The following is a 19,806-nucleotide window of genomic DNA, read 5'->3' as shown; positions in this document are numbered from 1 at the left end:
CTCTCTCTGTTACGTCCGTGAGTCCCGGAACCGGGGCTTAGAACTTCAGCCCGGCTTCGCGGGCGGCGTCAGCCAGAGCGGCAATGCGCCCGGCGTATCGGTTGCCACCGCGGTCGAACACGACGGTCTCGACTCCCGCAGCCTTCGCACGCTCGGCGACGAGCGCGCCGACGGCCTGGGCCTGGGCGCTCTTGTCGCCTTCGCCACCGCGGATCGAGGTGTCCAGGGTCGACGCGGACGCCAGGGTGTGGCCCTGGAGGTCGTCGATGACCTGAGCAACGATGTTGCGGTTCGAACGCGTCACGACGAGGCGCGGACGCTCCGCCGTACCCGACACGTTCTTGCGAATGCGGATGTGGCGGCGGGCCTTGGCGGCGCGCTTGTACGCGTCGCCCTTGGCGATCTTCACACCGTATGCCATGGCTACTTACCAGCCTTTCCGACCTTGCGGCGGATGACTTCGCCGGCGTACTTGACACCCTTGGCCTTGTACGGGTCGGGCTTCCGCAGCTTGCGGATGTTGGCGGCGACCTCGCCGACCTTCTGCTTGTCGATGCCCTCGACCGAGAACTTGGTCGGCGACTCGACCTTGAAGGAGATGCCCTCGGGCGCCTCCACCAGGATCGGGTGGCTGTAACCCAGCTGGAACTCCAGGTTGGAGCCCTTCGCCAGGACACGGTAACCGACACCGCTGATCTCGAGAGCCTTGACGTATCCCGTGGTCACACCGGTGATCATGTTCGCCACCAGCGTGCGGGACAGGCCGTGCAGGGCCTTGTTCTGACGCTCGTCGTTCGGGCGGGTGACGTTCAGAACGCCGTCCTCACCCTTGACGATTGCGATGGGCGCCTTGACGGTGTGCGCGAGGGAACCCTTGGGGCCCTTCACGGCGACCGTCTGGCCATCGATGGTGACGTCCACACCGGCGGGAACCTGGATGGGGAGCTTGCCGATTCGCGACATTGCTTTTCCTCCGTTCCCGACTACCAGACGTAGGCGAGGACTTCCCCACCTACGCCCTTCTTGCCTGCCTGCTGACCGGTCAGTAGACCGTGGGACGTGGAGATGATCGCCACGCCCAGGCCACCGAGGACCTTCGGCAGGTTGGTGGACTTCGCGTACACGCGCAGACCGGGCTTCGAGATCCGCTTGATGCCCGCAATGGAGCGCTCGCGGTTCGGCCCGAACTTCAGCTCGAGGACGAGGTTCTTGCCGACCTCGGCGTCCTCGACCTTCCAGCCGGTGATGAAACCCTCCTGCTTGAGGATCTCTGCGATGTGCGACTTGATCTTGCTGTGCGGCATCACGACAGAGTCGTGGTACGCCGAGTTAGCGTTACGCAGACGCGTGAGCATGTCTGCGATCGGGTCAGTCATGGTCATGAAGTGGCCTTCGGCCTCTCTCGCCGGGGTTTCCTGTATGCACCATCCCTCTCCCCACTCAGTGGCGGGACGGGTGCGGTGCGGGGACCTACGGCGTAGTAAGTCGTTATGGGCGGCGGACGCCCAACCACACAAGCCTAAGGCATGCGCGGCCGGGCACCCACCGTCCAGATGCTTACCGAGAGTGCCTGGTACCGCCCAAGTCCTTGCGGACGAGGGTGATTTACCAGGAGCTCTTGGTCACGCCCGGCAGCTCGCCACGGTGAGCCATCTCACGAAGGCACACGCGGCACAGGCCGAACTTGCGGTACACGGAGTGGGGGCGACCGCAGCGCTGGCAGCGGGTGTACGCACGCACACCGAACTTGGGCTTACGGGCAGCCTTCGCGATGAGAGCCTTCTTCGCCATCTCGCTTACGCCTCCTTGAAGGGGAAGCCGAGGTGACGAAGGAGCGCGCGGCCCTCAGCGTCGTTGGTCGCCGTGGTGACCACGGTGATGTCCATACCCCGGGTACGGTCGATCTTGTCCTGGTCGATCTCGTGGAACATGACCTGCTCCGTGAGACCGAAGGTGTAGTTACCACGGCCGTCGAACTGCTTCGGCGACAGACCACGGAAGTCACGGATACGCGGCAGCGCGAGCGACAGCGTACGGTCCAGGAACTCCCACATGCGGTCACCACGGAGGGTGACGTGGCAGCCGATCGGCTGACCCTCGCGCAGCTTGAACTGCGCGATGGACTTGCGGGCCTTCGTGACGGCCGGCTTCTGACCGGTGATCGTCGTCAGGTCCTTGATGGCGCCGTCGATCAGCTTGGAGTCGCGGGCGGCGTCGCCCACACCCATGTTGACCACGATCTTCACGAGGCCGGGGATCTGCATGACGTTCTCGTAGGAGAACTCCTCACGCAGCTTGCCCGCGATGTCCTCGCGGTACTTCGTCTTGAGACGCGGAGTGGTAGCCATCAGATGTCCTCACCCGTCCGCTTGGCAACGCGGATCTTGTTGCCCTCGTCGTCGAAGCGGTAGCCGACGCGGGTGACGACCTTCTTGCCGTCCTTCTCCACAACCAGCTGAACGTTGCTGACGTGGACCGGGGCCTCGGTGATCACAATGCCACCGGCCTGGTTCTGCGCAGCCTTGGTGTGCTTCTTGACCCGGTTGACACCCTCGACGAGGACACGGTTGTCGGCGGGGAAGGCAACGATGACCTTGCCCTGCTTGCCCTTGTCCTTACCGGTGATGACCTGGACCAGGTCGCCCTTCTTGATCTTCATGCTTACAGCACCTCCGGCGCGAGCGAGATGATCTTCATGAACTTCTTCTCGCGCAGCTCACGGCCCACCGGGCCGAAGATACGGGTGCCGCGAGGGTCGCCGTCGTTCTTCAGAATGACGGCGGCGTTCTCGTCAAAGCGGATGTACGAGCCGTCCTGGCGGCGACGCTCCTTGACGGTGCGAACGATGACCGCCTTGACGACGTCACCCTTCTTCACGTTGCCACCGGGGATCGCGTCCTTGACGGTGGCGACGATGACGTCACCGATGCCCGCGTAGCGGCGACCGGAACCACCGAGAACACGGATGCAAAGGATTTCCTTGGCACCAGTGTTGTCGGCGATACGCAGTCGCGACTCCTGCTGGATCACGTGTATCTCCTGTTTGTCTGCCGGTTCCCGGCGGGGGCTTCACTCCGGAGAGCGTCGCCCCCACCGAGCCTGGCGGAACGAACCTGAGGGGCCCCTGAGCCTTTTGCCCAGGGCCTCAGATAATTACTTGGCCTTCTCGAGGATCTCGACGATGCGCCAGCGCTTGCTCGCCGACAGCGGACGCGTCTCCATGATGAGGACGCGGTCGCCGACGCCGGCAGCGTTCTGCTCGTCGTGAGCCTTGAGCTTGTTCGTACGGCGGATGACCTTGCCGTACAGGGCGTGCTTCACGCGGTCCTCGACGGCGACGACGACGGTCTTGTCCATCTTGTCGCTGACGACCAGACCCTCACGGGTCTTGCGGAAACCGCGCTCGGTCTTCTCAGTCACGTTGTTCTCGCTCATCAGGCGCTCTCCACCGTCTCGATACCGAGCTCACGCTCGTGCATCAGGGTGTAGATGCGAGCGATGTCCTTACGGACGGACTTGAGCCGGCCGTTGTTCTCCAGCTGACCCGTGGCCGCCTGGAAGCGGAGCTTGAAGAGCTCCTCCTTGGCCTCGCGCAGCTTGCCAACGAGCTCCTCGTTGCCGAGCTCACGCAGCTCGGACGCCTTGGTTCCCGTCGCCATCACGACTCACCTGCCTCGCGCCGAACAATCCGGCACTTCATCGGAAGCTTGTGAGCAGCGCGGGTGAGCGCCTCACGAGCAATCTTCTCGTTCGGGTAGGACAGCTCGAACATGACCCGACCCGGGTGCACGTTGGCGATCCACCACTCAGGAGAACCCTTACCGGAACCCATGCGGGTCTCAGCAGGCTTCTTCGTCAGCGGGCGGTCCGGGTAGATGTTGATCCAGACCTTGCCGCCACGCTTGATGTGGCGGGTCATCGCAATACGAGCCGCCTCGATCTGGCGGTTCGTCACGTAAGCCGGGGTCAGCGCCTGGATGCCGTACTCGCCGAACGTGACCTCAGTACCGCCCTTGGCCATACCGCTGCGCTTCGGGTGGTGCTGCTTGCGGTGCTTGACCCTACGAGGGATCAGCATGTCGGTCAGGCCTCCGTTCCGGTGCTCTCGGCCGGAGCGGCGGCGGGAGCGTCGGCCTTGGGGGCCTCGGCACCAGCAGCCTGCTGCGGCTTGCGGCCACCACGGCCGCCGCGCTCGCCACCACGGCCACCACGGCCGGCGGGACGGTCGCCAGCGCCCTGCGCGCCACGGGCCGGGCGGTTACCCGCACGGGCCGCAGCGTTCTCGGCGCGAACCTCGGCGATGTTCTTGACGTCGCCCTTGTAGATCCAGACCTTCACACCGATACGGCCGAAGGTGGTCTTGGCCTCGAAGAAGCCGTAGTCCACGTTCGCGCGCAGCGTGTGCAGCGGCACACGACCCTCGCGGTAGAACTCGGAGCGGGACATCTCGGCGCCGCCGAGACGACCGCCACACTGGATCTTGATGCCCTTGGCGCCGGCCTTCATCGTGCCCTGCATGCTCTTACGCATGGCGCGACGGAAGGAGACGCGGGAGGAGAGCTGCTCGGCAACGGCCTGGGCGACCAGCTGGGCATCGAGCTCGGGGTTCTTGACCTCGAGGATGTTCAGCTGGACCTGCTTGCCCGTGAGCTTCTCGAGGTCACCGCGGATGCGGTCGGCCTCGGCGCCACGGCGGCCGATGACGATGCCGGGACGTGCGGTGTGGATGTCCACACGCACGCGGTCACGGGTGCGCTCGATCTCAACCTTCGAGATGCCGGCGCGCTCCATGCCGGACGTCATCATCCTGCGGATGGCGACGTCTTCCTTGACGTAGTCCTTGTACAGCTTGTCGGCGTACCAACGCGACTTGAAGTCGGTGGTGATGCCGAGCCGGAACCCGTGCGGGTTTACCTTCTGGCCCATTACCGGGAACCTTCCTTGCTGCTGACGACCACGGTGATGTGGCTGGTCCGCTTGCGGATCCGGTAGGCACGGCCCTGGGCACGCGGACGGAACCGCTTCAGGGTCGGGCCCTCGTCCACGTACGCCTCGCTGATGACCAGCGTGGAGGCGTCCGGGTGGTTGTAGTTGTGTGCGGCGTTGGCAATGGCGCTGTCCAGCACCTTGCCAACCGGCACGCTCGCGGCCTGCGGGGCGAAACGCAGGACCGCCTGAGCCTCCGTGGCATCCATGCCACGGATAAGGTCCACCACTCGGCGGGCCTTCATGGGCGTGACGCGGATGTACCGCGCCTGGGCCCTGGCTTCCATGGTTGTCCCTTCGGTGTAAGTCATAGTCGTAACCACCCCGCCTTTAGCGGCGCTTCGACTTCCGGTCGTCCTTGACGTGGCCGCGGAAGGTGCGAGTCGGCGAGAACTCGCCGAGCTTGTGGCCGACCATCGACTCGGTGACGAACACCGGGACGTGGGTCTTGCCGTTGTGCACCGCGATGGTGTGACCCAGCATGCTGGGGATGATCATCGAGCGACGGGACCAGGTCTTGATGACGTTCTTGGTGCCGGCTTCGTTCTGGACGTCCACCTTCTTTACGAGGTGGTCGTCGACGAAGGGCCCCTTCTTGAGACTGCGCGGCATCTAAACCCGCTCCTAGCGCTTCTTGTTCGTCTTGCGGCGGCGGACGATGTACTTGCTCGAAGCCTTCTTCGGCGAGCGAGTACGACCCTCCTTCTGACCCCACGGGGAGACCGGGTGGCGACCACCACTGGTCTTGCCCTCACCACCACCGTGCGGGTGGTCAACCGGGTTCATCGCGACACCGCGGACGGACGGGCGAACGCCCTTCCAGCGCATACGGCCGGCCTTGCCCCAGTTGATGTTCGACTGCTCGGCGTTGCCGACCTCGCCGACCGTGGCGCGGCAGCGGGCGTCGACGAGACGGATCTCGCCCGACGGCATACGAAGGTGGGCCATCGTGCCCTCCTTCGCCAGCAGCTGCACGGAGGCACCGGCCGAACGCGCGAACTTGGCGCCGCCACCGGGACGGAGCTCGATCGCGTGGATCGTGGTACCGACCGGGATGTTACGGAGCGCGAGGTTGTTACCGGGCTTGATGTCGGCCGTGGGGCCGTTCTCAATCCGGTCGCCCTGCTTCAGAGCCTTCGGCGCGATGATGTAGCGCTTCTCGCCGTCCGCGTAGTGCAGGAGCGCGATGCGCGCGGTGCGGTTGGGGTCGTACTCGATGTGCGCGACCTTGGCCGGCACGCCGTCCTTGTCGTGACGACGGAAGTCGATCACGCGGTAGGCGCGCTTGTGTCCACCACCCTGGTGGCGAACGGTGATCCGACCGGTGTTGTTACGGCCGCCCTTGCTGTGCAGGGGGCGAACCAGCGACTTCTCCGGCGTGGACCGCGTGATCTCGACAAAGTCGGCGACGCTGGAGCCACGACGGCCCGGGGTCGTCGGCTTGTACTTGCGGATACCCATTTCTCAGTCCTCGTCCGATTCCGGACGACTAGACCTCCGTTAGGAGGCCTGGCCGCCGAAGATGTCGATTCGGTCGCCCTCAGCGAGGGTCACGATGGCGCGCTTGGTGTCAGCGCGCTTGCCGAAACCGGTCTTGGTGCGCTTGCGCTTACCCTGACGGTTGATCGTGTTGACCCCGGTGACCTTGACCCCGAAGACCGCTTCCACGGCCTGCTTGATCTGGGTCTTGTTGGAGCCGGGCGCGACGATGAACGTGTACTTGTTCTCGTCCAGCAGCGCGTAGCTCTTCTCCGAGACAACCGGCTTGATCAGCAGGTCGCGCGGGTCGGTGAAGGTCTTGCTGGTAACGGTCGCCTCAGACATCAGGCGTCGCTCCCTTCGGTCTCATCGGCCTTGGGGCCAGACACGAAGGACTCGAAAGCGGCCTGGGTGAAGACCACGTCGTCAGAGACGATCACGTCGTACGTGTTCAGCTGGCCCGGCTCCAGGATGTGAACCTGGGGCAGGTTGCGGGCGGACAGCCACGCGGCCTCGTCGGCGCGCTCGACGACCAGGAGCAGGTTCTTGCGCTCCGAGATCTTGCCGAACAGCGTCTTGGCGGCCTTCGTGGAGGCGGCACCCTCGACCACGCCGGTGACGACGTGGATGCGGGAGTGACGCGCACGGTCCGAGAGGGCACCGCGGAGAGCGGCGGCCTTCATCTTCTTCGGGGTCCGCTGGGAGTAGTCACGCGGCTGCGGGCCGTGGACGACGCCACCGCCGACGAACTGCGGCGCACGGGTCGAACCCTGGCGCGCACGGCCGGTGCCCTTCTGGCGGTACGGCTTGCGGCCACCACCACGGACTTCGCCGCGACGCTTGGTCTTGTGCGTGCCCTGACGGGCAGCAGCCAGCTGAGCGACAACGACCTGGTGGATCAGCGGAACGCTGGTCTTCGCGTCGAAGATCTCCGAGGGGAGCTCGACGGTACCGGCCTTGTCGCCTGCCGGCGAAAGGATGTCAATGGTGCTCATTACCTCAAGCCCCCTTGGCCGCGGTACGGACCAGGACGAGGCCGCCGTTCGGACCGGGGACCGCACCCTTGATGAGGAGCAGACCCTTCTCCGCGTCAACCGCGTGGATGGTCAGGTTCTGGGTGGTGACGCGCTCGTTACCCATACGACCGGCCATGCGCATGCCCTTGAAGACACGCCCAGGGGTGGCGCAGCCACCGATCGAACCGGGGGAGCGGTGCTTGCGCTGCACACCGTGACCGGCGCCGAGGCCCCGGAAGTTGTGCCGCTTCATGACACCGGCGAAGCCCTTGCCCTTGCTGTTGCCCGTGACGTCAACCTTGACGCCGGACTCGAACACCTCAGCAGTGATCTCCTGGCCGAGCGTGTACTCGCTGGCGTCGGAGGTGCGGAGCTCCACCAGGTGGCGGCGGGGGGTCACGTCGGCCTTGGCGAAGTGGCCCTTGAGGGGCTTGTTCACCTTGCGCGGGTCGATCTCGCCGAAGGCGATCTGGACCGACTCGTAGCCGTCGATGTCGTTCGTACGGACCTGGGTAACGACGCAGGGTCCGGCCTTGACCACGGTCACCGGGACGACACGGTTGTTCTCGTCCCAGACCTGGGTCATGCCGAGCTTCTCGCCCAGGACGCCCTTGATCTGCTTTGCCATCTTCTCGACGCCTCTCAGAGCTTGATCTCGATGTCAACGCCGGCCGGAAGGTCCAGGCGCATCAGCGAGTCAACGGTCTTGGGGGTCGGGTCGAGGATGTCGATCAGGCGCTTGTGCGTGCGCATCTCGAAGTGCTCGCGCGAGTCCTTGTACTTGTGCGGCGACTTGATGACGCAGTACACGTTCTTCTCAGTGGGCAGCGGCACCGGGCCCGCGACCGACGCACCAGTGCGCGTCACCGTCTCGACGATCTTCTTCGCCGAGGAATCGATGACCTCGTGGTCGTAGGCCTTGAGCCGGATGCGGATCTTCTGTCCCGCCATGGCTACTCCGTAGTCCTGTCTGTATGTGGAAACGCTCTGGCTCCCGGTCGGCTGCGGGACGGATCCCGCGGCCTCTCCTCCGACCCACGCGGTCGGGCGTGTCGCACTCCCTCTACAGAAAATTCCCATACGGAAATTCCCTCGTCCAAGGGGGTACGGTCCCTGTGACCGCGATTCGGGGGAGAAACACCCACCGAGTGCCTGGTGGGCACCGTGCTGACACTTCCCAGAAGATTCCCGTACGTCCGTCCCCATTGCTGCCCCGAGAGGCAGATTAAGGACGACGAGTACTGTGGGACTCGCTTCCGGTCCTCCCGGCGGGAGGCGCGCAGCATCGGCACTCAGCCGAGCAACTTGAGTAGTCTGCCATACGAGGCACGTACCTGGCCAATCGGGCCGAAGAGAATACCCCGCCACGCTGAGTGGTCAAACCGCACCACGCGCAGGCGCGGCAAGGCCTCCACCGCGAAGTGACCATGAGGTCACGGGGTCGGACCTCGGTGAGCCGCCCGTCGGGCGCCGGGGTGGCCGTACGGCGCGGAACGGCGCCGCGCAGGGTCAGCGGCATCGCGGCGGCGTTGGCTGTCGAACCGACCGCGCTCACCTCGTGGCGGACGGTCTCAGCAGATCGGCGAAGGCGGGGCGAGTGATCGCCTCGGCGAGCTGCGCCCGCCAGTCGGCCAGTGGTTCGAGCCCCGCGGCTTCCCAGTTGTCGTGAGCGAGGACGCTGAAGGCCGGGCGCACGGCGGGGCGTACGAACGCGTCGGAGCCGGTCGGCCGGATCCGCTCGGGGTCGAGCCCGCTCAGCCGGTAGGCCTCGCGCGCCAGTCCCATCCAGGTGGTTCGGCCGCTCGCGGTGCCGTGGTAGATCCCGCCCATGGCCCAGCCCTTGAGGGCGGCCCGACCGAGCTCGACCAGGTGGCGGGCGAGCGCGTAGGACCACGTGGGCTGGCCGTGCTGGTCGTCGACCACGTCGAGGGTGTCGCGCTGCGCGGCCAGCTTCAGCATGGTGGCGACGAAGTTCGGCCCGTGCTCGCCGTACAGCCAGGCGGTCCGTACGACGTAACCGTCCTGCGGCAGCAGCTCGGTGACGGCCTGCTCGCCGACCAGCTTGGAACGCCCGTAGGCGTTGACCGGGCCGGTCTCGGCGTCCTCGCGGTACGGCTCCGTGGCGTCGCCCGGGAGCACGTAGTCGGTGGAGACGTGGATCAGGCGCACGTGGGCGGCGGCACAGGCCTCGGCGAGGACGCGCACGGCGGCGCCGTTGACGGCGGTCGCGGCCTCCTCGGCGGTCTCGGCGCCGTCCACGTCCGTCCAGGCGGCGCAGTTCACGACCACGGTGACGCCCTCGACCGCGGCCCGGACGGCTGCCGGGTCGGTGATGTCGAGGTCGGCGCGGCGCAGGCCCACGGCCTCGATCCTGGCGCGCTCGAGGACGGTCAGGACGTCCTGGCCGAGCATCCCGCCGGCGCCGGTGACGAGCCACCGTCCGGCCCACGAGTCGGTGCTCACTTCTGCAGGGCCGCCTTCACCTTGAGCGGCTCCCACCAGGCGCGGTTCTCGCGGTACCAGTCGATGGTGGCCTTGATGCCGTCCTCGAAGGTGACCTGCGGGGCGTAGCCCAGTTCGGCGCCGATCTTGCTGATGTCGATGGAGTAGCGCAGGTCGTGGCCCTTGCGGTCCTCGACGTGCTCGACCATGTCCCAGCCGAGGCCCGCGGCCTCCAGCAGGACACCGGTGAGCTCCTTGTTGGTGAGCTCGGTGCCGCCGCCGATGTTGTAGACCTCGCCGGCCCGGCCCCTCCGCATGGCCAGGTCGATGCCGCGGCAGTGGTCGGAGACGTGCAGCCAGTCGCGGACGTTGCCGCCGTCGCCGTAGAGCGGGACCTTCTTGCCGTCCATCAGGTTCGAGACGAACAGCGGGATGACCTTCTCGGGGAACTGGTAGTGCCCGTAGTTGTTGGAGCAGCGGGTGACCACCACGTCCATGCCGTGGGTGCGCGCGTAGGCCAGCGCCAGCAGGTCGGACGACGCCTTCGAGGCGGAGTAAGGGGAGTTCGGCACCAGCGGCCACTCCTCCGTCCAGGAGCCCTCGGTGATCGAGCCGTAGACCTCGTCGGTGGAGATGTGGACGAAGCGGCCGACACCGTGCTTGCGGGCGGAGTCGAGCAGCACCTGGGTGCCGACCACGTTGGTCATCACGAACGGGCCCGCGCCGGCGATCGAGCGGTCCACGTGCGACTCGGCCGCGAAGTGCACGACGACGTCGTGACCGGGCATGACCTGGTCGACGGCGTCCGCGTCGCAGATGTCGCCCTTGACGAAGGTGTATCCGGGGTGGTCGGCGACCGGGGCGAGGTTGGCCTCGACGCCCGAGTACGTCAGCTTGTCGAAAACAGTGATCTGCGCCGTGGGATCTGCAGCGAGCTGCTGGCGGACTAATTCTGAACCGATGAAGCCGGCGCCGCCGGTCACAAGAATTCGCATAATACGAAGAGCCTAGCGGTCCGCGCATAGGGTTCACCTCATGCGTGGAATCCTCTTAGCCGGTGGCACCGGATCGCGACTCTGGCCGCTGACCCGGGCGGTCTCGAAGCAGCTGCTGCCCGTCTTCGACAAGCCGATGATCTATTACCCCCTCTCCACCCTGGTGATGGCGGGGATCAGTGAAATCCTGATCATCACCACCCCGGGTGACCGTGAACAGTTCGAGCGACTGCTCGGCGACGGTTCGCAGTTCGGCCTGCGGCTGGAATACGCCGTCCAGGAACGCCCGGAGGGCATCGCCCAGGCGTTCGTCCTCGGCGCCGACTTCATCGGTGACGAGTCCGTCGCCCTGATCCTCGGCGACAACATCTTCCACGGCAGTGGCCTCGGCACCCGCCTCGCCCAGCACAAGGACGCCAAGGGCGGCCGGGTGTTCGCGTACCCGGTGGCGGACCCCACCACCTACGGCGTGGTCGAGTTCGACGAGCACGGCCAGGCCATCTCCATCGAGGAGAAGCCGGAGAAGCCCAAGTCCCGCTACGCGGTGCCGGGTCTGTACTTCTACGACAACCAGGTCGTCGAGATCGCCAAGGGCCTGAAGCCCAGCGACCGCGGCGAGCTGGAGATCACCGCCGTCAACGACGCGTACCTCCAGGCCGGCGAGCTCAACGTCACCATCCTCGACCGCGGTACCGCATGGCTGGACACCGGCACCTTCGTCTCGATGGTGCAGGCCTCGGAGTTCGTCCGCGTGATCGAGGAGCGCCAGGGCTTCAAGATAGGTTGCGTCGAGGAGGCGGCCTGGCGGGCCGGCCTGATCGACTCCGCGCAGCTGCGCACGCTCGCCGAGCCGCTGGCCAAGAGCGGCTACGGCGACTACCTGCTGATGCTGCTCGCCGAGGAGGACGCCCGGTGAAGTTCCGCGAACTCTCCATGGCCGGCGCCTTCGAGGTCACCCCGCAGCTGCACGGCGACCCGCGCGGCCTGTTCACCGAGTGGTACCGCTTCGACCGGCTCGCCGAGGTCGTCGGCCACCCGCTGAACCTGGCGCAGGCCAACCTCTCGGTCTCCTCCGCGGGCGTGGTCCGCGGCATCCACTTCGCCCACGTACCGCGCGGCCAGGCCAAGTACGTGACCTGCGTGCGCGGCGCCGTGCTCGACGTCATCGTCGACCTGCGGGTCGACTCCCCCACCTTCGGTCGGTGGGAGGGTGTCCGCCTCGACGACGTGGACCGCCGCGCGGTCTACATCCCCGAGGGTCTCGGCCACGGCTTCTGCGCGCTGAGCGACGAGGCGACGCTGTCGTACCTCTGCTCGGAGACGTACAACCCGACCGGCGAACACTCGGTGCACCCGCTCGACCCCGACCTGGGCATCGAGTGGCCGGCCGACGTCCCGCTGCTGTCGGCCCGCGACGAGGCCGCGCCCTCGCTGGCCGAGGCCCTCGCGAGCGGTCTGCTGCCCGACCACGCCGCCTGCGTCGAGTTCACCGAGTCGCTGCGCGTGAACTGACCCACCCACACCGCCGTACGCGTAGGAGCGGCGCGACCGGACATGCCGAAGGGCCCCGCCCCACCGCCGAAGCGGTGGGCCGGGGCCCTTCAGTGCAACTTGGTGCCCGGCGAACGGGCTACCAGGTCAGAGCACGAAATTACTTCGTGATCTTGGTGACCTGGCCGGCGCCCACGGTACGACCACCCTCACGGATGGCGAACTTCAGGCCCTCCTCCATGGCGACCGGCTGGATCAGCGCGACCGTCATCTCGGTGTTGTCGCCCGGCATGACCATCTCCGTGCCGGCCGGCAGGGTGACGACACCCGTGACGTCCGTGGTACGGAAGTAGAACTGCGGGCGGTAGTTGTTGAAGAACGGGGTGTGACGGCCACCCTCGTCCTTCGACAGGATGTAGGCCTGGGCCTCGAACTCGGTGTGCGGGGTGACCGAACCGGGCTTGATGATGACCTGGCCGCGCTCGACGTCCTCGCGCTTGATGCCACGGAGGAGCAGACCGACGTTCTCGCCCGCCTGGCCCTCGTCGAGGAGCTTGCGGAACATCTCGATACCGGTGACCGTGGTGGTGGTCTTGGTCTCCTTGATACCGATGATGTCGACGGTCTCGTTGACCTTCAGGACACCACGCTCGATACGGCCGGTGACGACGGTACCGCGACCGGTGATCGTGAAGACGTCCTCGACGGGCATGAGGAACGGCTTCTCGGTGTCACGCGGCGGGGTCGGGATGGCCTCGTCGACGGCGGACATGAGGCCGAGGAGCTTCTCGCCCCACTCCTTGTCGCCCTCGAGCGCCTTCAGCGCGGAGACGCGGACGACCGGCAGGTCGTCGCCCGGGAACTCGTACTCGGAGAGGAGCTCACGGACCTCGAGCTCGACGAGCTCCAGGATCTCCTCGTCGTCCACCATGTCGGCCTTGTTCAGGGCGACGACGATGTAGGGGACGCCGACCTGGCGGGCCAGGAGCACGTGCTCCTTGGTCTGCGGCATCGGGCCGTCGGTGGCGGCGACCACGAGGATCGCGCCGTCCATCTGCGCGGCACCGGTGATCATGTTCTTGATGTAGTCGGCGTGACCCGGGCAGTCGACGTGGGCGTAGTGACGCGCCTCGGTCTGGTACTCGACGTGCGCGATCGAGATGGTGATACCGCGCTGGCGCTCCTCAGGAGCCTTGTCGATCTGGTCGAAGGCCGAGGCCTCGTTCAGGTCCGGGTACGCGTCGTGCAGCACCTTGGTAATGGCGGCCGTGAGGGTCGTCTTACCGTGGTCAATGTGACCGATGGTGCCGATGTTGACGTGCGGCTTAGTCCGCTCGAACTTCGCCTTCGCCACGGGGTCCTCCTGGAGAGTGGTTCTGTACGCCTTACAGATCGGCGCCAGGTGATCTTTGCTGGAAAGCCGGTCCCTCCGGGGCAACGGAAGTTACTCCTGTTGCCCCAGAGGCTCCGGTGACAAGCCTAAAGCGTGTACTCGGAAGAGTTACTCGCCCTTGGCCTTCGCGATGATCTCCTCGGCGACGTTCCGGGGAACCTCGGCGTAGGAGTCGAACTGCATCGAGTAGCTGGCGCGACCCGAGGTCTTGCTGCGGAGGTCTCCGACGTAGCCGAACATCTCCGAAAGGGGCACGAGGCCCTTCACGACGCGAGCACCGTGACGCTCCTCCATGGCCTGGATCTGGCCACGGCGGGAGTTGATGTCACCGATGACGTCACCCATGTAGTCCTCGGGCGTGGTGACCTCTACGGCCATCATCGGCTCGAGGAGCACGGGAGAAGCCTTGCGCGCGGCCTCCTTGAAGGCCTGCGAACCGGCGATCTTGAAGGCGAGCTCCGAGGAGTCGACCTCGTGGTAGCCACCGTCGAGAAGCGTGACGCGAACGCCCGTCATCTCGTAGCCGGCCAGGATGCCGAACTGCATGGCTTCCTGCGCACCGGCGTCGACCGAAGGGATGTACTCCTTCGGGACGCGTCCACCGGTGACCTTGTTCACGAACTCGTACGCCGGACCGTCGGTCTCGGTGATGGGCTCGATCGCGATCTGCACCTTGGCGAACTGACCGGTACCACCGGTCTGCTTCTTGTGCGTGTAGTCGTGACGCTCGACGGCCTTGCGGATCGTCTCGCGGTACGCGACCTGCGGCTTGCCGACGTTGGCCTCGACCTTGAACTCGCGCTTCATACGGTCGACCAGCACCTCGAGGTGCAGCTCGCCCATACCGCCGAGGATGGTCTGGCCCGTCTCCTCGTCCGAGTGAACGTGGAAGGAGGGGTCCTCCTCCGCGAGACGCTGGATGGCGACACCCAGCTTCTCCTGGTCACCCTTGGACTTGGGCTCGATGGCGACCTGGATGACCGGAGCCGGGAAGTCCATGGACTCCAGGATCACGGGTGCCTTGTCGTCACACAGCGTCTCACCGGTGGTGGTCTGCTTCAGGCCCATGACGGCGACGATGTCACCGGCGCCCACCGCGGCGATCTCTTCACGCTTGTTGGCGTGCATGCGGTAGATCTTGCCGATGCGCTCCTTCTTGCCCTTGACGGAGTTCAGCACCGCAGTGCCGGCCTCCAGGCGGCCCGAGTAAACCCGGACGAAGGTGAGCTTACCGAGGTGCGGGTCGCTCATGATCTTGAACGCGAGCGCGGCGAGGGGCTCCTCGTCGGACGGCTTGCGCTTCACGACCACCTCGGCGTCGCGGACGTCGTGGCCCTCGATGGCCTCGATGTCCAGCGGCGACGGCAGGTAGCGGACGACGGCGTCGAGCAGGGGCTGAACGCCCTTGTTCTTGAACGCCGTGCCACAGAACACCGCGGTGATCGTGGGCTCGCCCTTGCCCTTGCCGGAGTTCAGGATGATCCGACGGACGGCGGCGTGCAGCTGCTCGACGGAGGGCTCGTTGCCCTCGAGGAACAGCTCCATGATCTCGTCGTCGTTCTCGGCGACGGTCTCGACCAGCTTGCCGCGCCACTCTTCAGCAGCCTCGGTGTGCGTGGCCGGGATGTCGACGATGTCGTACATCTCGCCCTTGGTCGCCTCGGCGGACCAGACGAACGCCTTCATGGTGACCAGGTCGACAACGCCCTGGAAGTCCATCTCGGCGCCGATGGGGAGCTGCATGACGATCGGGATCGCGCCGAGGCGGTCCTTGATCATGTCGACACAGCGGTGGAACTCGGCGCCGGTGCGGTCGAGCTTGTTGACGAAGCAGATACGCGGCACGCCGTAGCGGTCCGCCTGACGCCAAACGGTCTCGGACTGCGGCTCGACGCCGGCCACACCGTCGAAGACGGTGACGGCGCCGTCGAGGACGCGGAGCGAACGCTCCACCTCGACGGTGAAGTCGACGTGGCCCGGGGTGTCGATGATGTTGATGGTGTGGTCAACGTCTTCGAGGGGCCAGTGGCAGGTCGTCGCGGCAGACGTGATGGTGATACCACGCTCCTGCTCCTGCTCCATCCAGTCCATCGTGGCGGCGCCGTCGTGGACCTCACCGATCTTGTACGACACACCGGTGTAGAACAGGATGCGCTCGGTGGTGGTCGTCTTGCCCGCGTCGATGTGGGCCATGATCCCGATGTTGCGGACCTTGGCCAGGTCAAGCGAAGTGGTAGCCATAAGGCTTCGGTCTTCTCTCGGTCTCGATGTGGGGTGGGACTACCAGCGGTAGTGCGCGAAGGCCTTGTTGGACTCGGCCATCTTGTGCGTGTCCTCGCGCTTCTTGACGGCAGCGCCAAGACCGTTGGAGGCGTCGAGCAGCTCGTTCATGAGGCGCTCGGTCATGGTCTTCTCACGACGGGCGCGGGAGTAACCCACGAGCCAGCGCAGCGCCAGGGTCGACTGGCGACCCGGCTTGACCTCGACGGGGACCTGGTAGGTCGCGCCACCGACACGGCGGGACTTGACCTCGAGGGACGGCTTGACGTTCTCCAGCGCGCGCTTCAGCGTGATGACCGGGTCGTTGCCGGTCTTCTCGCGGAGGCCTTCCATGGCGCCGTAGACGATGCGCTCGGCGGTGGAGCGCTTGCCGTCCAGGAGGATCTTGTTGATGAGCGACGTCACCAGAGGAGATGCGTAGACCGGGTCGATGATGACCGGGCGCTTCGGGGCGGGGCCCTTACGAGGCATTCTTACTTCTCCTTCTTGGCGCCGTAGCGGCTGCGGGCCTGCTTGCGGTTCTTGACAGCCTGGGTGTCAAGCGCACCGCGGATGATCTTGTAACGAACACCCGGCAGGTCCTTCACACGGCCACCACGCACGAGCACGATCGAGTGCTCCTGCAGGTTGTGTCCCTCACCCGGAATGTAAGCGGTGACCTCGATGCCAGAGGTCAGACGCACACGCGCGACCTTACGCAGCGCCGAGTTCGGCTTCTTCGGGGTGGTCGTGAACACACGCGTGCAGACGCCACGACGCTGGGGCGAAGCCTCAAGCGCGGGGGTCTTTGTCTTCTCGACCTTGTCCTGCCGGCCCTTCCGGACCAGCTGCTGGATCGTAGGCACTACTTCTCCGGTTTCTGTGTGCCGTAGTGAAACTAACCTGGAACTCCCCCGACCCACGCGGTCGGGTGTGTCGAACACTGCACGCTCTCACCGAGGTAAGGCAGGCGCAGATTGCGGTGTGGTCTTCTCGGCTCTCCGCGGGGTCTTGAGCACACGCGGGAGCCCAGGGCACACCCCAGGCACAAGGTCAGAGCGTACCTACCTCACAGAGGTAGGTCAAAACAAATGCCCAGCACGAAAACCCGCCGCGCGCAAGTGGGGAGCGGTCCGATCGGCCCCGCGCCCGCCCCCGCGCCCTAAACTGACAGCTTGACCGGGCTCCGGGCGCCGGAGTCGATCAGTAGGGAGCAGCACATTGGGGACCGTGGCACCCGAGCCGACCACAGTCGACGCTCGCCTCCCCGCTCCCCGCAGACCCGCCCCGCACAGAACGGCCATCCGCCGGATCTCCCGTTCCCGCGGCCCCCTGCTGGCCTTCCTGATCGCCTCGGGCGCCTTCTGCGTGGCCTGGGTGGCCCGCGGCACCTTCCCCTTCGGGAACACCGGCCGGGCCCTGAACGACCAGGCCAACCAGTACGTGCCCTTCCACCGGGCGCTGTGGGACCTCGTCCACGGGCAGGCGGCCGGCGACCTGCTCTTCACCTGGCGCGGCGGCTTCGGACAACAGTTCCTCGCCGACTACCACACCTACCTCGGCAACCCCTTCTCGTGGCTGGCCGTCCTGGTCCCCCGCGCCCACGTCGACCTCGCCGTCTTCGCGATCACCCCCCTCACGCTGGGCGCCGCCGCAGCCGTGATGACGGTGTACCTCGGCAAGCTGCACCCCGGCCCGTGGTGGCAGCGGGGCGTGCTCGGAGCGACGTACGGCCTGTGCGGCTGGGCGCTCAGCGACGCCTCGTACATCCCCATGTGGCTCTGGGGCCTGGTCGCGTTCCCGATGCTCGGCATCGCCGTCGAGTGGTGCCTGGAGGAGCGCCGCTGGCCGGGCGTGGCCCTGCTGGTCGCGCTCGCCTGGTTCGGCAACTTCTATACCGCGATGATGGCCACGATGGCCGCCTGCGTCCTGCTGGCCGTCCGCATGCTCACCCGTGACATGACCGGCCGGCAGCGGCTGCGCGCGCTGTGGCGGGCCGCGACTGCCACCGGCACCGGGATCCTGCTGACCCTGCCGCTGCTCCTGCCGTCGTTCCTGGCCAGCGGGGCCGCGCAGCCCACCCGGGCCGCCGCCTTCGACCCCGTACGGATCGAGCTCTTCCTCGCCGGCATGCTCCCGGCCACGCACCTGTGGGGCGGCCGCCCCCGGCTCTACGTCGCCTCGCTCGGGCTGATCCTGGCCGGCTCGTTCGTCCTGAACACCGCCGTCGCGAAGCGGACCCGGCTGGTGTGGGCGGCCGCGACCCTGCTCGTGCTCGCCTCCTTCCAGTTCCCGCCCACGCAGTTCCTGTGGCACGGGCTGGCGGTGCCGAACGGCAACCCGTACCGGGAGGCCTTCGTCTTCAGCGGGATGGTCGTGGTCGTGGCCTGGCTGGCGCTGGCCAACCGGCCGCGCCCGCTGCACCTGGCCCTGGTCGCCGCCCTCCTGGTGGCGGCCACCTACGTCCTGCGGCGCGCCGACGACTTCGGCGGCTGGACCTGGCCGGCCGTGCTCGGCGGCGGCGCGGTCTCCCTGCTGGCCCTGGTCCTGCTCCGACTCGGCGAGAAGCGCCGGTTCCTGATCCCGGTGGCCGCCGCCCTGATGATCGGCGTCGTGTTCGCCGAGTCCACGGTGGCCGCGGCGAGCGCGGACGCCCGCCGGTCCCGCGAGCGCTGGGCCAAGCCCGTCACCACGTCGAGCCGGTCGATCGGCAACCACTTCGCGGCCGTACAGGACGTGTCCGACTGGCCCGCCCACCGCACCGACTCGGGCGCCCCGCAGAGTGCCTACAACGACGCCCTGGCGCTGCGGGCGGAGGGGCCGCAGTACTACAGCAGCTACCTCCCGGAGGCCACGTACCAGGCCCTGGAGCCCTTGGGCTACGGCTTCAAGAACGACGGCCGGACCTTCTTCGGCGCCGACGACCCGGTACTCGACGCGATCTTCTCGATCGGCGCGCGGGTCCGCCCGGGGAGCGCCCCGGGCACCTGGACGGGCTCGGAGTTCCCCGCGCCCCCGCTGGTCACCGTCCGCACCGCGCCGTACACCTCCCCCAACCCGGCGGACAGCGTCTACGCCCGCCAGGAGAACGTCCTGGGCGCCACCGTCCACCAGGTCCCGCCCGTCACCCGCGGCGGCACCGCCACCGAGCGGACGTACACCGCCCGCTGCACCCCCGGCTCGCAGGCCTACTGGTACTCCCCCGCCCTCTACGGCACCGTCCGCGCCGGCGACGGCCCCCGGCGGCTCCTGGAGGACCGGATGACCGGCGTGACCGAGCTGGGCACCGTCCCCGCCTCGGGGCGGGTCGACGTCACCGTGGAGACCCGTACGAAGGACGCGGACGCGGGCGCGTACCCGCTCGGCTGCCTGGACCGCGCGGCGCTCGACGGGGCCGTCCGGCACCTCACCACCACCGGCGCCACCACGGTCCGCCCGGGCGGCCACACCATCCGCGCCACCCTGCCCACGCCCGCCGGCGGCACGGCCGTGATCGCCACGACCGCCGTCCCCGGCTGGCAGTGCTCGGCCCCCCTGAAGCCCTTCCACGGCCTGCTGGCCGTGGACCTCCCGCGCGGCACCACCTCGTTCTCCTGCACCTTCACCCCGAAGGGCCTCGCCCCGGGCCTCGCCGGCGCCGCCCTGGCCCTGATGGCCCTCGCCGCGGTCCAGGTCACCACCCTCCGCCGCCGGCGCCTGCGGCTGCACGAGGAGTAATCCCTGCGTTCCGGAGCGCCCGTAAGCC

At 67.1% G+C, this 19,806-nt stretch carries 27 protein-coding genes; 3 read left to right on the top strand and 24 right to left on the bottom strand.

The window, feature by feature from the left end; all coding sequences use genetic code 11:
* Nucleotides 1–37 precede the first annotated feature (37 nt).
* The 20 genes from rplR to rfbB form a co-directional block, all read right to left on the bottom strand.
* Nucleotides 38–421, bottom strand: a complete 384-nt coding sequence (rplR, locus tag BCL76_RS06270; RefSeq protein ID WP_008739696.1) for a 50S ribosomal protein L18 — start codon at nt 419–421, stop codon at nt 38–40.
* A gap of 2 nt (nt 422–423) precedes the next feature.
* A complete protein-coding gene (gene rplF, locus BCL76_RS06265; RefSeq protein ID WP_109778528.1) occupies nt 424–963 on the bottom strand; it encodes a 50S ribosomal protein L6 in 540 nt (179 codons plus the stop codon).
* A gap of 20 nt (nt 964–983) precedes the next feature.
* Nucleotides 984–1,382, bottom strand: a complete 399-nt coding sequence (gene rpsH, locus BCL76_RS06260) for a 30S ribosomal protein S8 (protein WP_008739698.1) — start codon at nt 1,380–1,382, stop codon at nt 984–986.
* A 223-nt stretch (nt 1,383–1,605) separates the two neighbouring features.
* On the bottom strand, nt 1,606–1,791 hold the full coding sequence (locus tag BCL76_RS06250; protein ID WP_003956452.1) for a type Z 30S ribosomal protein S14: 186 nt from the start codon (nt 1,789–1,791) through the stop codon (nt 1,606–1,608).
* Between the two features lie 5 nt (nt 1,792–1,796).
* Nucleotides 1,797–2,348, bottom strand: a complete 552-nt coding sequence (gene rplE / locus BCL76_RS06245) for a 50S ribosomal protein L5 (RefSeq protein ID WP_030008469.1) — start codon at nt 2,346–2,348, stop codon at nt 1,797–1,799.
* Nucleotides 2,348–2,659, bottom strand: a complete 312-nt coding sequence (gene rplX / locus BCL76_RS06240; protein ID WP_030008468.1) for a 50S ribosomal protein L24 — start codon at nt 2,657–2,659, stop codon at nt 2,348–2,350. Before rplX ends, rplE begins: the two co-directional genes overlap by 1 nt.
* A gap of 2 nt (nt 2,660–2,661) precedes the next feature.
* Nucleotides 2,662–3,030: a 50S ribosomal protein L14 gene (gene rplN, locus BCL76_RS06235; protein WP_008739701.1), complete on the bottom strand. Its 369-nt coding sequence runs from the start codon at nt 3,028–3,030 to the stop codon at nt 2,662–2,664.
* Nucleotides 3,031–3,153: 123 nt separating this feature from the next.
* The gene (gene rpsQ, locus BCL76_RS06230; protein ID WP_030008467.1) at nt 3,154–3,435 is read right to left on the bottom strand and encodes a 30S ribosomal protein S17; all 282 of its coding nucleotides are present in this window, start codon (nt 3,433–3,435) and stop codon (nt 3,154–3,156) included.
* Nucleotides 3,435–3,659, bottom strand: a complete 225-nt coding sequence (gene rpmC / locus BCL76_RS06225; RefSeq protein ID WP_008739703.1) for a 50S ribosomal protein L29 — start codon at nt 3,657–3,659, stop codon at nt 3,435–3,437. The genes rpsQ and rpmC overlap by 1 nt, the downstream gene beginning before the upstream one ends.
* The gene (gene rplP, locus BCL76_RS06220) at nt 3,659–4,078 is read right to left on the bottom strand and encodes a 50S ribosomal protein L16 (protein ID WP_008739704.1); all 420 of its coding nucleotides are present in this window, start codon (nt 4,076–4,078) and stop codon (nt 3,659–3,661) included. Before rplP ends, rpmC begins: the two co-directional genes overlap by 1 nt.
* A gap of 5 nt (nt 4,079–4,083) precedes the next feature.
* Complete coding sequence (gene rpsC / locus BCL76_RS06215) at nt 4,084–4,926, bottom strand: 30S ribosomal protein S3 (RefSeq protein WP_008739710.1); 843 nt, start codon at nt 4,924–4,926, stop codon at nt 4,084–4,086.
* Nucleotides 4,926–5,273: a 50S ribosomal protein L22 gene (gene rplV / locus BCL76_RS06210; protein ID WP_007265904.1), complete on the bottom strand. Its 348-nt coding sequence runs from the start codon at nt 5,271–5,273 to the stop codon at nt 4,926–4,928. The genes rpsC and rplV overlap by 1 nt, the downstream gene beginning before the upstream one ends.
* A 43-nt stretch (nt 5,274–5,316) precedes the next feature.
* A complete protein-coding gene (gene rpsS, locus BCL76_RS06205; RefSeq protein WP_008739713.1) occupies nt 5,317–5,598 on the bottom strand; it encodes a 30S ribosomal protein S19 in 282 nt (93 codons plus the stop codon).
* 12 nt (nt 5,599–5,610) lie between these two features.
* A complete protein-coding gene (gene rplB, locus BCL76_RS06200; RefSeq protein WP_008739715.1) occupies nt 5,611–6,447 on the bottom strand; it encodes a 50S ribosomal protein L2 in 837 nt (278 codons plus the stop codon).
* A 39-nt stretch (nt 6,448–6,486) separates the two neighbouring features.
* Nucleotides 6,487–6,810, bottom strand: a complete 324-nt coding sequence (gene rplW, locus BCL76_RS06195; protein ID WP_030154694.1) for a 50S ribosomal protein L23 — start codon at nt 6,808–6,810, stop codon at nt 6,487–6,489.
* Nucleotides 6,810–7,460 carry a 50S ribosomal protein L4 gene (rplD, locus tag BCL76_RS06190; RefSeq protein WP_030767300.1) on the bottom strand — a complete coding sequence of 217 codons (651 nt, stop codon included), beginning with the start codon at nt 7,458–7,460 and terminating at the stop codon, nt 6,810–6,812. Before rplD ends, rplW begins: the two co-directional genes overlap by 1 nt.
* A 4-nt stretch (nt 7,461–7,464) precedes the next feature.
* A complete protein-coding gene (gene rplC / locus BCL76_RS06185) occupies nt 7,465–8,109 on the bottom strand; it encodes a 50S ribosomal protein L3 (RefSeq protein WP_007265899.1) in 645 nt (214 codons plus the stop codon).
* Between the two features lie 14 nt (nt 8,110–8,123).
* Complete coding sequence (gene rpsJ / locus BCL76_RS06180) at nt 8,124–8,432, bottom strand: 30S ribosomal protein S10 (RefSeq protein WP_003948644.1); 309 nt, start codon at nt 8,430–8,432, stop codon at nt 8,124–8,126.
* 600 nt (nt 8,433–9,032) lie between these two features.
* Nucleotides 9,033–9,944: a dTDP-4-dehydrorhamnose reductase gene (rfbD, locus tag BCL76_RS06175; protein ID WP_258309363.1), complete on the bottom strand. Its 912-nt coding sequence runs from the start codon at nt 9,942–9,944 to the stop codon at nt 9,033–9,035.
* Nucleotides 9,941–10,918: a dTDP-glucose 4,6-dehydratase gene (rfbB, locus tag BCL76_RS06170; RefSeq protein ID WP_109778527.1), complete on the bottom strand. Its 978-nt coding sequence runs from the start codon at nt 10,916–10,918 to the stop codon at nt 9,941–9,943. Before rfbB ends, rfbD begins: the two co-directional genes overlap by 4 nt.
* A gap of 40 nt (nt 10,919–10,958) precedes the next feature.
* Here rfbB and rfbA point away from each other — a divergent pair, with 40 nt between their 5' ends.
* Together rfbA and rfbC are read left to right on the top strand one after the other, a co-directional pair.
* Nucleotides 10,959–11,834, top strand: coding sequence for a glucose-1-phosphate thymidylyltransferase RfbA (gene rfbA, locus BCL76_RS06165; RefSeq protein WP_109778526.1), 876 nt, complete (start codon nt 10,959–10,961; stop codon nt 11,832–11,834).
* Nucleotides 11,835–11,851: 17 nt separating this feature from the next.
* Entirely contained in the window at nt 11,852–12,430 is a 579-nt protein-coding gene (gene rfbC, locus BCL76_RS06160) for a dTDP-4-dehydrorhamnose 3,5-epimerase (protein WP_375137892.1), read from the top strand.
* A 139-nt stretch (nt 12,431–12,569) separates the two neighbouring features.
* Here rfbC and tuf read toward each other — a convergent pair whose 3' ends face one another.
* The 4 genes from tuf to rpsL form a co-directional block, all read right to left on the bottom strand.
* Nucleotides 12,570–13,763 carry an elongation factor Tu gene (gene tuf, locus BCL76_RS06155; protein ID WP_030008455.1) on the bottom strand — a complete coding sequence of 398 codons (1,194 nt, stop codon included), beginning with the start codon at nt 13,761–13,763 and terminating at the stop codon, nt 12,570–12,572.
* A gap of 147 nt (nt 13,764–13,910) precedes the next feature.
* Nucleotides 13,911–16,043, bottom strand: coding sequence for an elongation factor G (gene fusA / locus BCL76_RS06150; RefSeq protein WP_109778524.1), 2,133 nt, complete (start codon nt 16,041–16,043; stop codon nt 13,911–13,913).
* A 39-nt stretch (nt 16,044–16,082) separates the two neighbouring features.
* Nucleotides 16,083–16,553 (bottom strand): 30S ribosomal protein S7, encoded by a 471-nt coding sequence (rpsG, locus tag BCL76_RS06145; RefSeq protein WP_109778523.1) that lies wholly within the window; start codon nt 16,551–16,553, stop codon nt 16,083–16,085.
* A 2-nt stretch (nt 16,554–16,555) separates the two neighbouring features.
* Complete coding sequence (rpsL, locus tag BCL76_RS06140; protein ID WP_007265893.1) at nt 16,556–16,927, bottom strand: 30S ribosomal protein S12; 372 nt, start codon at nt 16,925–16,927, stop codon at nt 16,556–16,558.
* Between the two features lie 364 nt (nt 16,928–17,291).
* Here rpsL and BCL76_RS06135 point away from each other — a divergent pair, with 364 nt between their 5' ends.
* A complete protein-coding gene (locus BCL76_RS06135) occupies nt 17,292–19,778 on the top strand; it encodes a YfhO family protein (protein ID WP_309136804.1) in 2,487 nt (828 codons plus the stop codon).
* Nucleotides 19,779–19,806: the final 28 nt, after the last annotated feature.

The organism is Streptomyces sp. CG 926 (assembly GCF_003148825.1).
In the GTDB taxonomy this organism is placed as follows: domain Bacteria; phylum Actinomycetota; class Actinomycetes; order Streptomycetales; family Streptomycetaceae; genus Streptomyces.
The sequence above is the reverse complement of the archived record's forward strand: the minus strand, read 5'-3'. Positions and strand labels throughout refer to the sequence as shown.

What these genes read in the sequence shown, in the direction of transcription:
- rplR (WP_008739696.1), bottom strand. Translation starts at nt 421, where the DNA reads ATGGCATACGGTGTGAAGATCGCCAAGGGCGACGCGTACAAGCGCGCC.
- rplF (WP_109778528.1), bottom strand. Translation starts at nt 963, where the DNA reads ATGTCGCGAATCGGCAAGCTCCCCATCCAGGTTCCCGCCGGTGTGGAC.
- rpsH (WP_008739698.1), bottom strand. Translation starts at nt 1,382, where the DNA reads ATGACCATGACTGACCCGATCGCAGACATGCTCACGCGTCTGCGTAAC.
- BCL76_RS06250 (WP_003956452.1), bottom strand. Translation starts at nt 1,791, where the DNA reads ATGGCGAAGAAGGCTCTCATCGCGAAGGCTGCCCGTAAGCCCAAGTTC.
- rplE (WP_030008469.1), bottom strand. Translation starts at nt 2,348, where the DNA reads ATGGCTACCACTCCGCGTCTCAAGACGAAGTACCGCGAGGACATCGCG.
- rplX (WP_030008468.1), bottom strand. Translation starts at nt 2,659, where the DNA reads ATGAAGATCAAGAAGGGCGACCTGGTCCAGGTCATCACCGGTAAGGAC.
- rpsQ (WP_030008467.1), bottom strand. Translation starts at nt 3,435, where the DNA reads ATGAGCGAGAACAACGTGACTGAGAAGACCGAGCGCGGTTTCCGCAAG.
- rpmC (WP_008739703.1), bottom strand. Translation starts at nt 3,659, where the DNA reads ATGGCGACGGGAACCAAGGCGTCCGAGCTGCGTGAGCTCGGCAACGAG.
- rplP (WP_008739704.1), bottom strand. Translation starts at nt 4,078, where the DNA reads ATGCTGATCCCTCGTAGGGTCAAGCACCGCAAGCAGCACCACCCGAAG.
- rpsC (WP_008739710.1), bottom strand. Translation starts at nt 4,926, where the DNA reads ATGGGCCAGAAGGTAAACCCGCACGGGTTCCGGCTCGGCATCACCACC.
- rplV (WP_007265904.1), bottom strand. Translation starts at nt 5,273, where the DNA reads ATGGAAGCCAGGGCCCAGGCGCGGTACATCCGCGTCACGCCCATGAAG.
- rpsS (WP_008739713.1), bottom strand. Translation starts at nt 5,598, where the DNA reads ATGCCGCGCAGTCTCAAGAAGGGGCCCTTCGTCGACGACCACCTCGTA.
- rplB (WP_008739715.1), bottom strand. Translation starts at nt 6,447, where the DNA reads ATGGGTATCCGCAAGTACAAGCCGACGACCCCGGGCCGTCGTGGCTCC.
- rplW (WP_030154694.1), bottom strand. Translation starts at nt 6,810, where the DNA reads ATGTCTGAGGCGACCGTTACCAGCAAGACCTTCACCGACCCGCGCGAC.
- rplD (WP_030767300.1), bottom strand. Translation starts at nt 7,460, where the DNA reads ATGAGCACCATTGACATCCTTTCGCCGGCAGGCGACAAGGCCGGTACC.
- rplC (WP_007265899.1), bottom strand. Translation starts at nt 8,109, where the DNA reads ATGGCAAAGCAGATCAAGGGCGTCCTGGGCGAGAAGCTCGGCATGACC.
- rpsJ (WP_003948644.1), bottom strand. Translation starts at nt 8,432, where the DNA reads ATGGCGGGACAGAAGATCCGCATCCGGCTCAAGGCCTACGACCACGAG.
- rfbB (WP_109778527.1), bottom strand. Translation starts at nt 10,918, where the DNA reads ATGCGAATTCTTGTGACCGGCGGCGCCGGCTTCATCGGTTCAGAATTA.
- rfbA (WP_109778526.1), top strand. Translation starts at nt 10,959, where the DNA reads ATGCGTGGAATCCTCTTAGCCGGTGGCACCGGATCGCGACTCTGGCCG.
- rfbC (WP_375137892.1), top strand. Translation starts at nt 11,852, where the DNA reads ATGGCCGGCGCCTTCGAGGTCACCCCGCAGCTGCACGGCGACCCGCGC.
- fusA (WP_109778524.1), bottom strand. Translation starts at nt 16,043, where the DNA reads ATGGCTACCACTTCGCTTGACCTGGCCAAGGTCCGCAACATCGGGATC.
- rpsG (WP_109778523.1), bottom strand. Translation starts at nt 16,553, where the DNA reads ATGCCTCGTAAGGGCCCCGCCCCGAAGCGCCCGGTCATCATCGACCCG.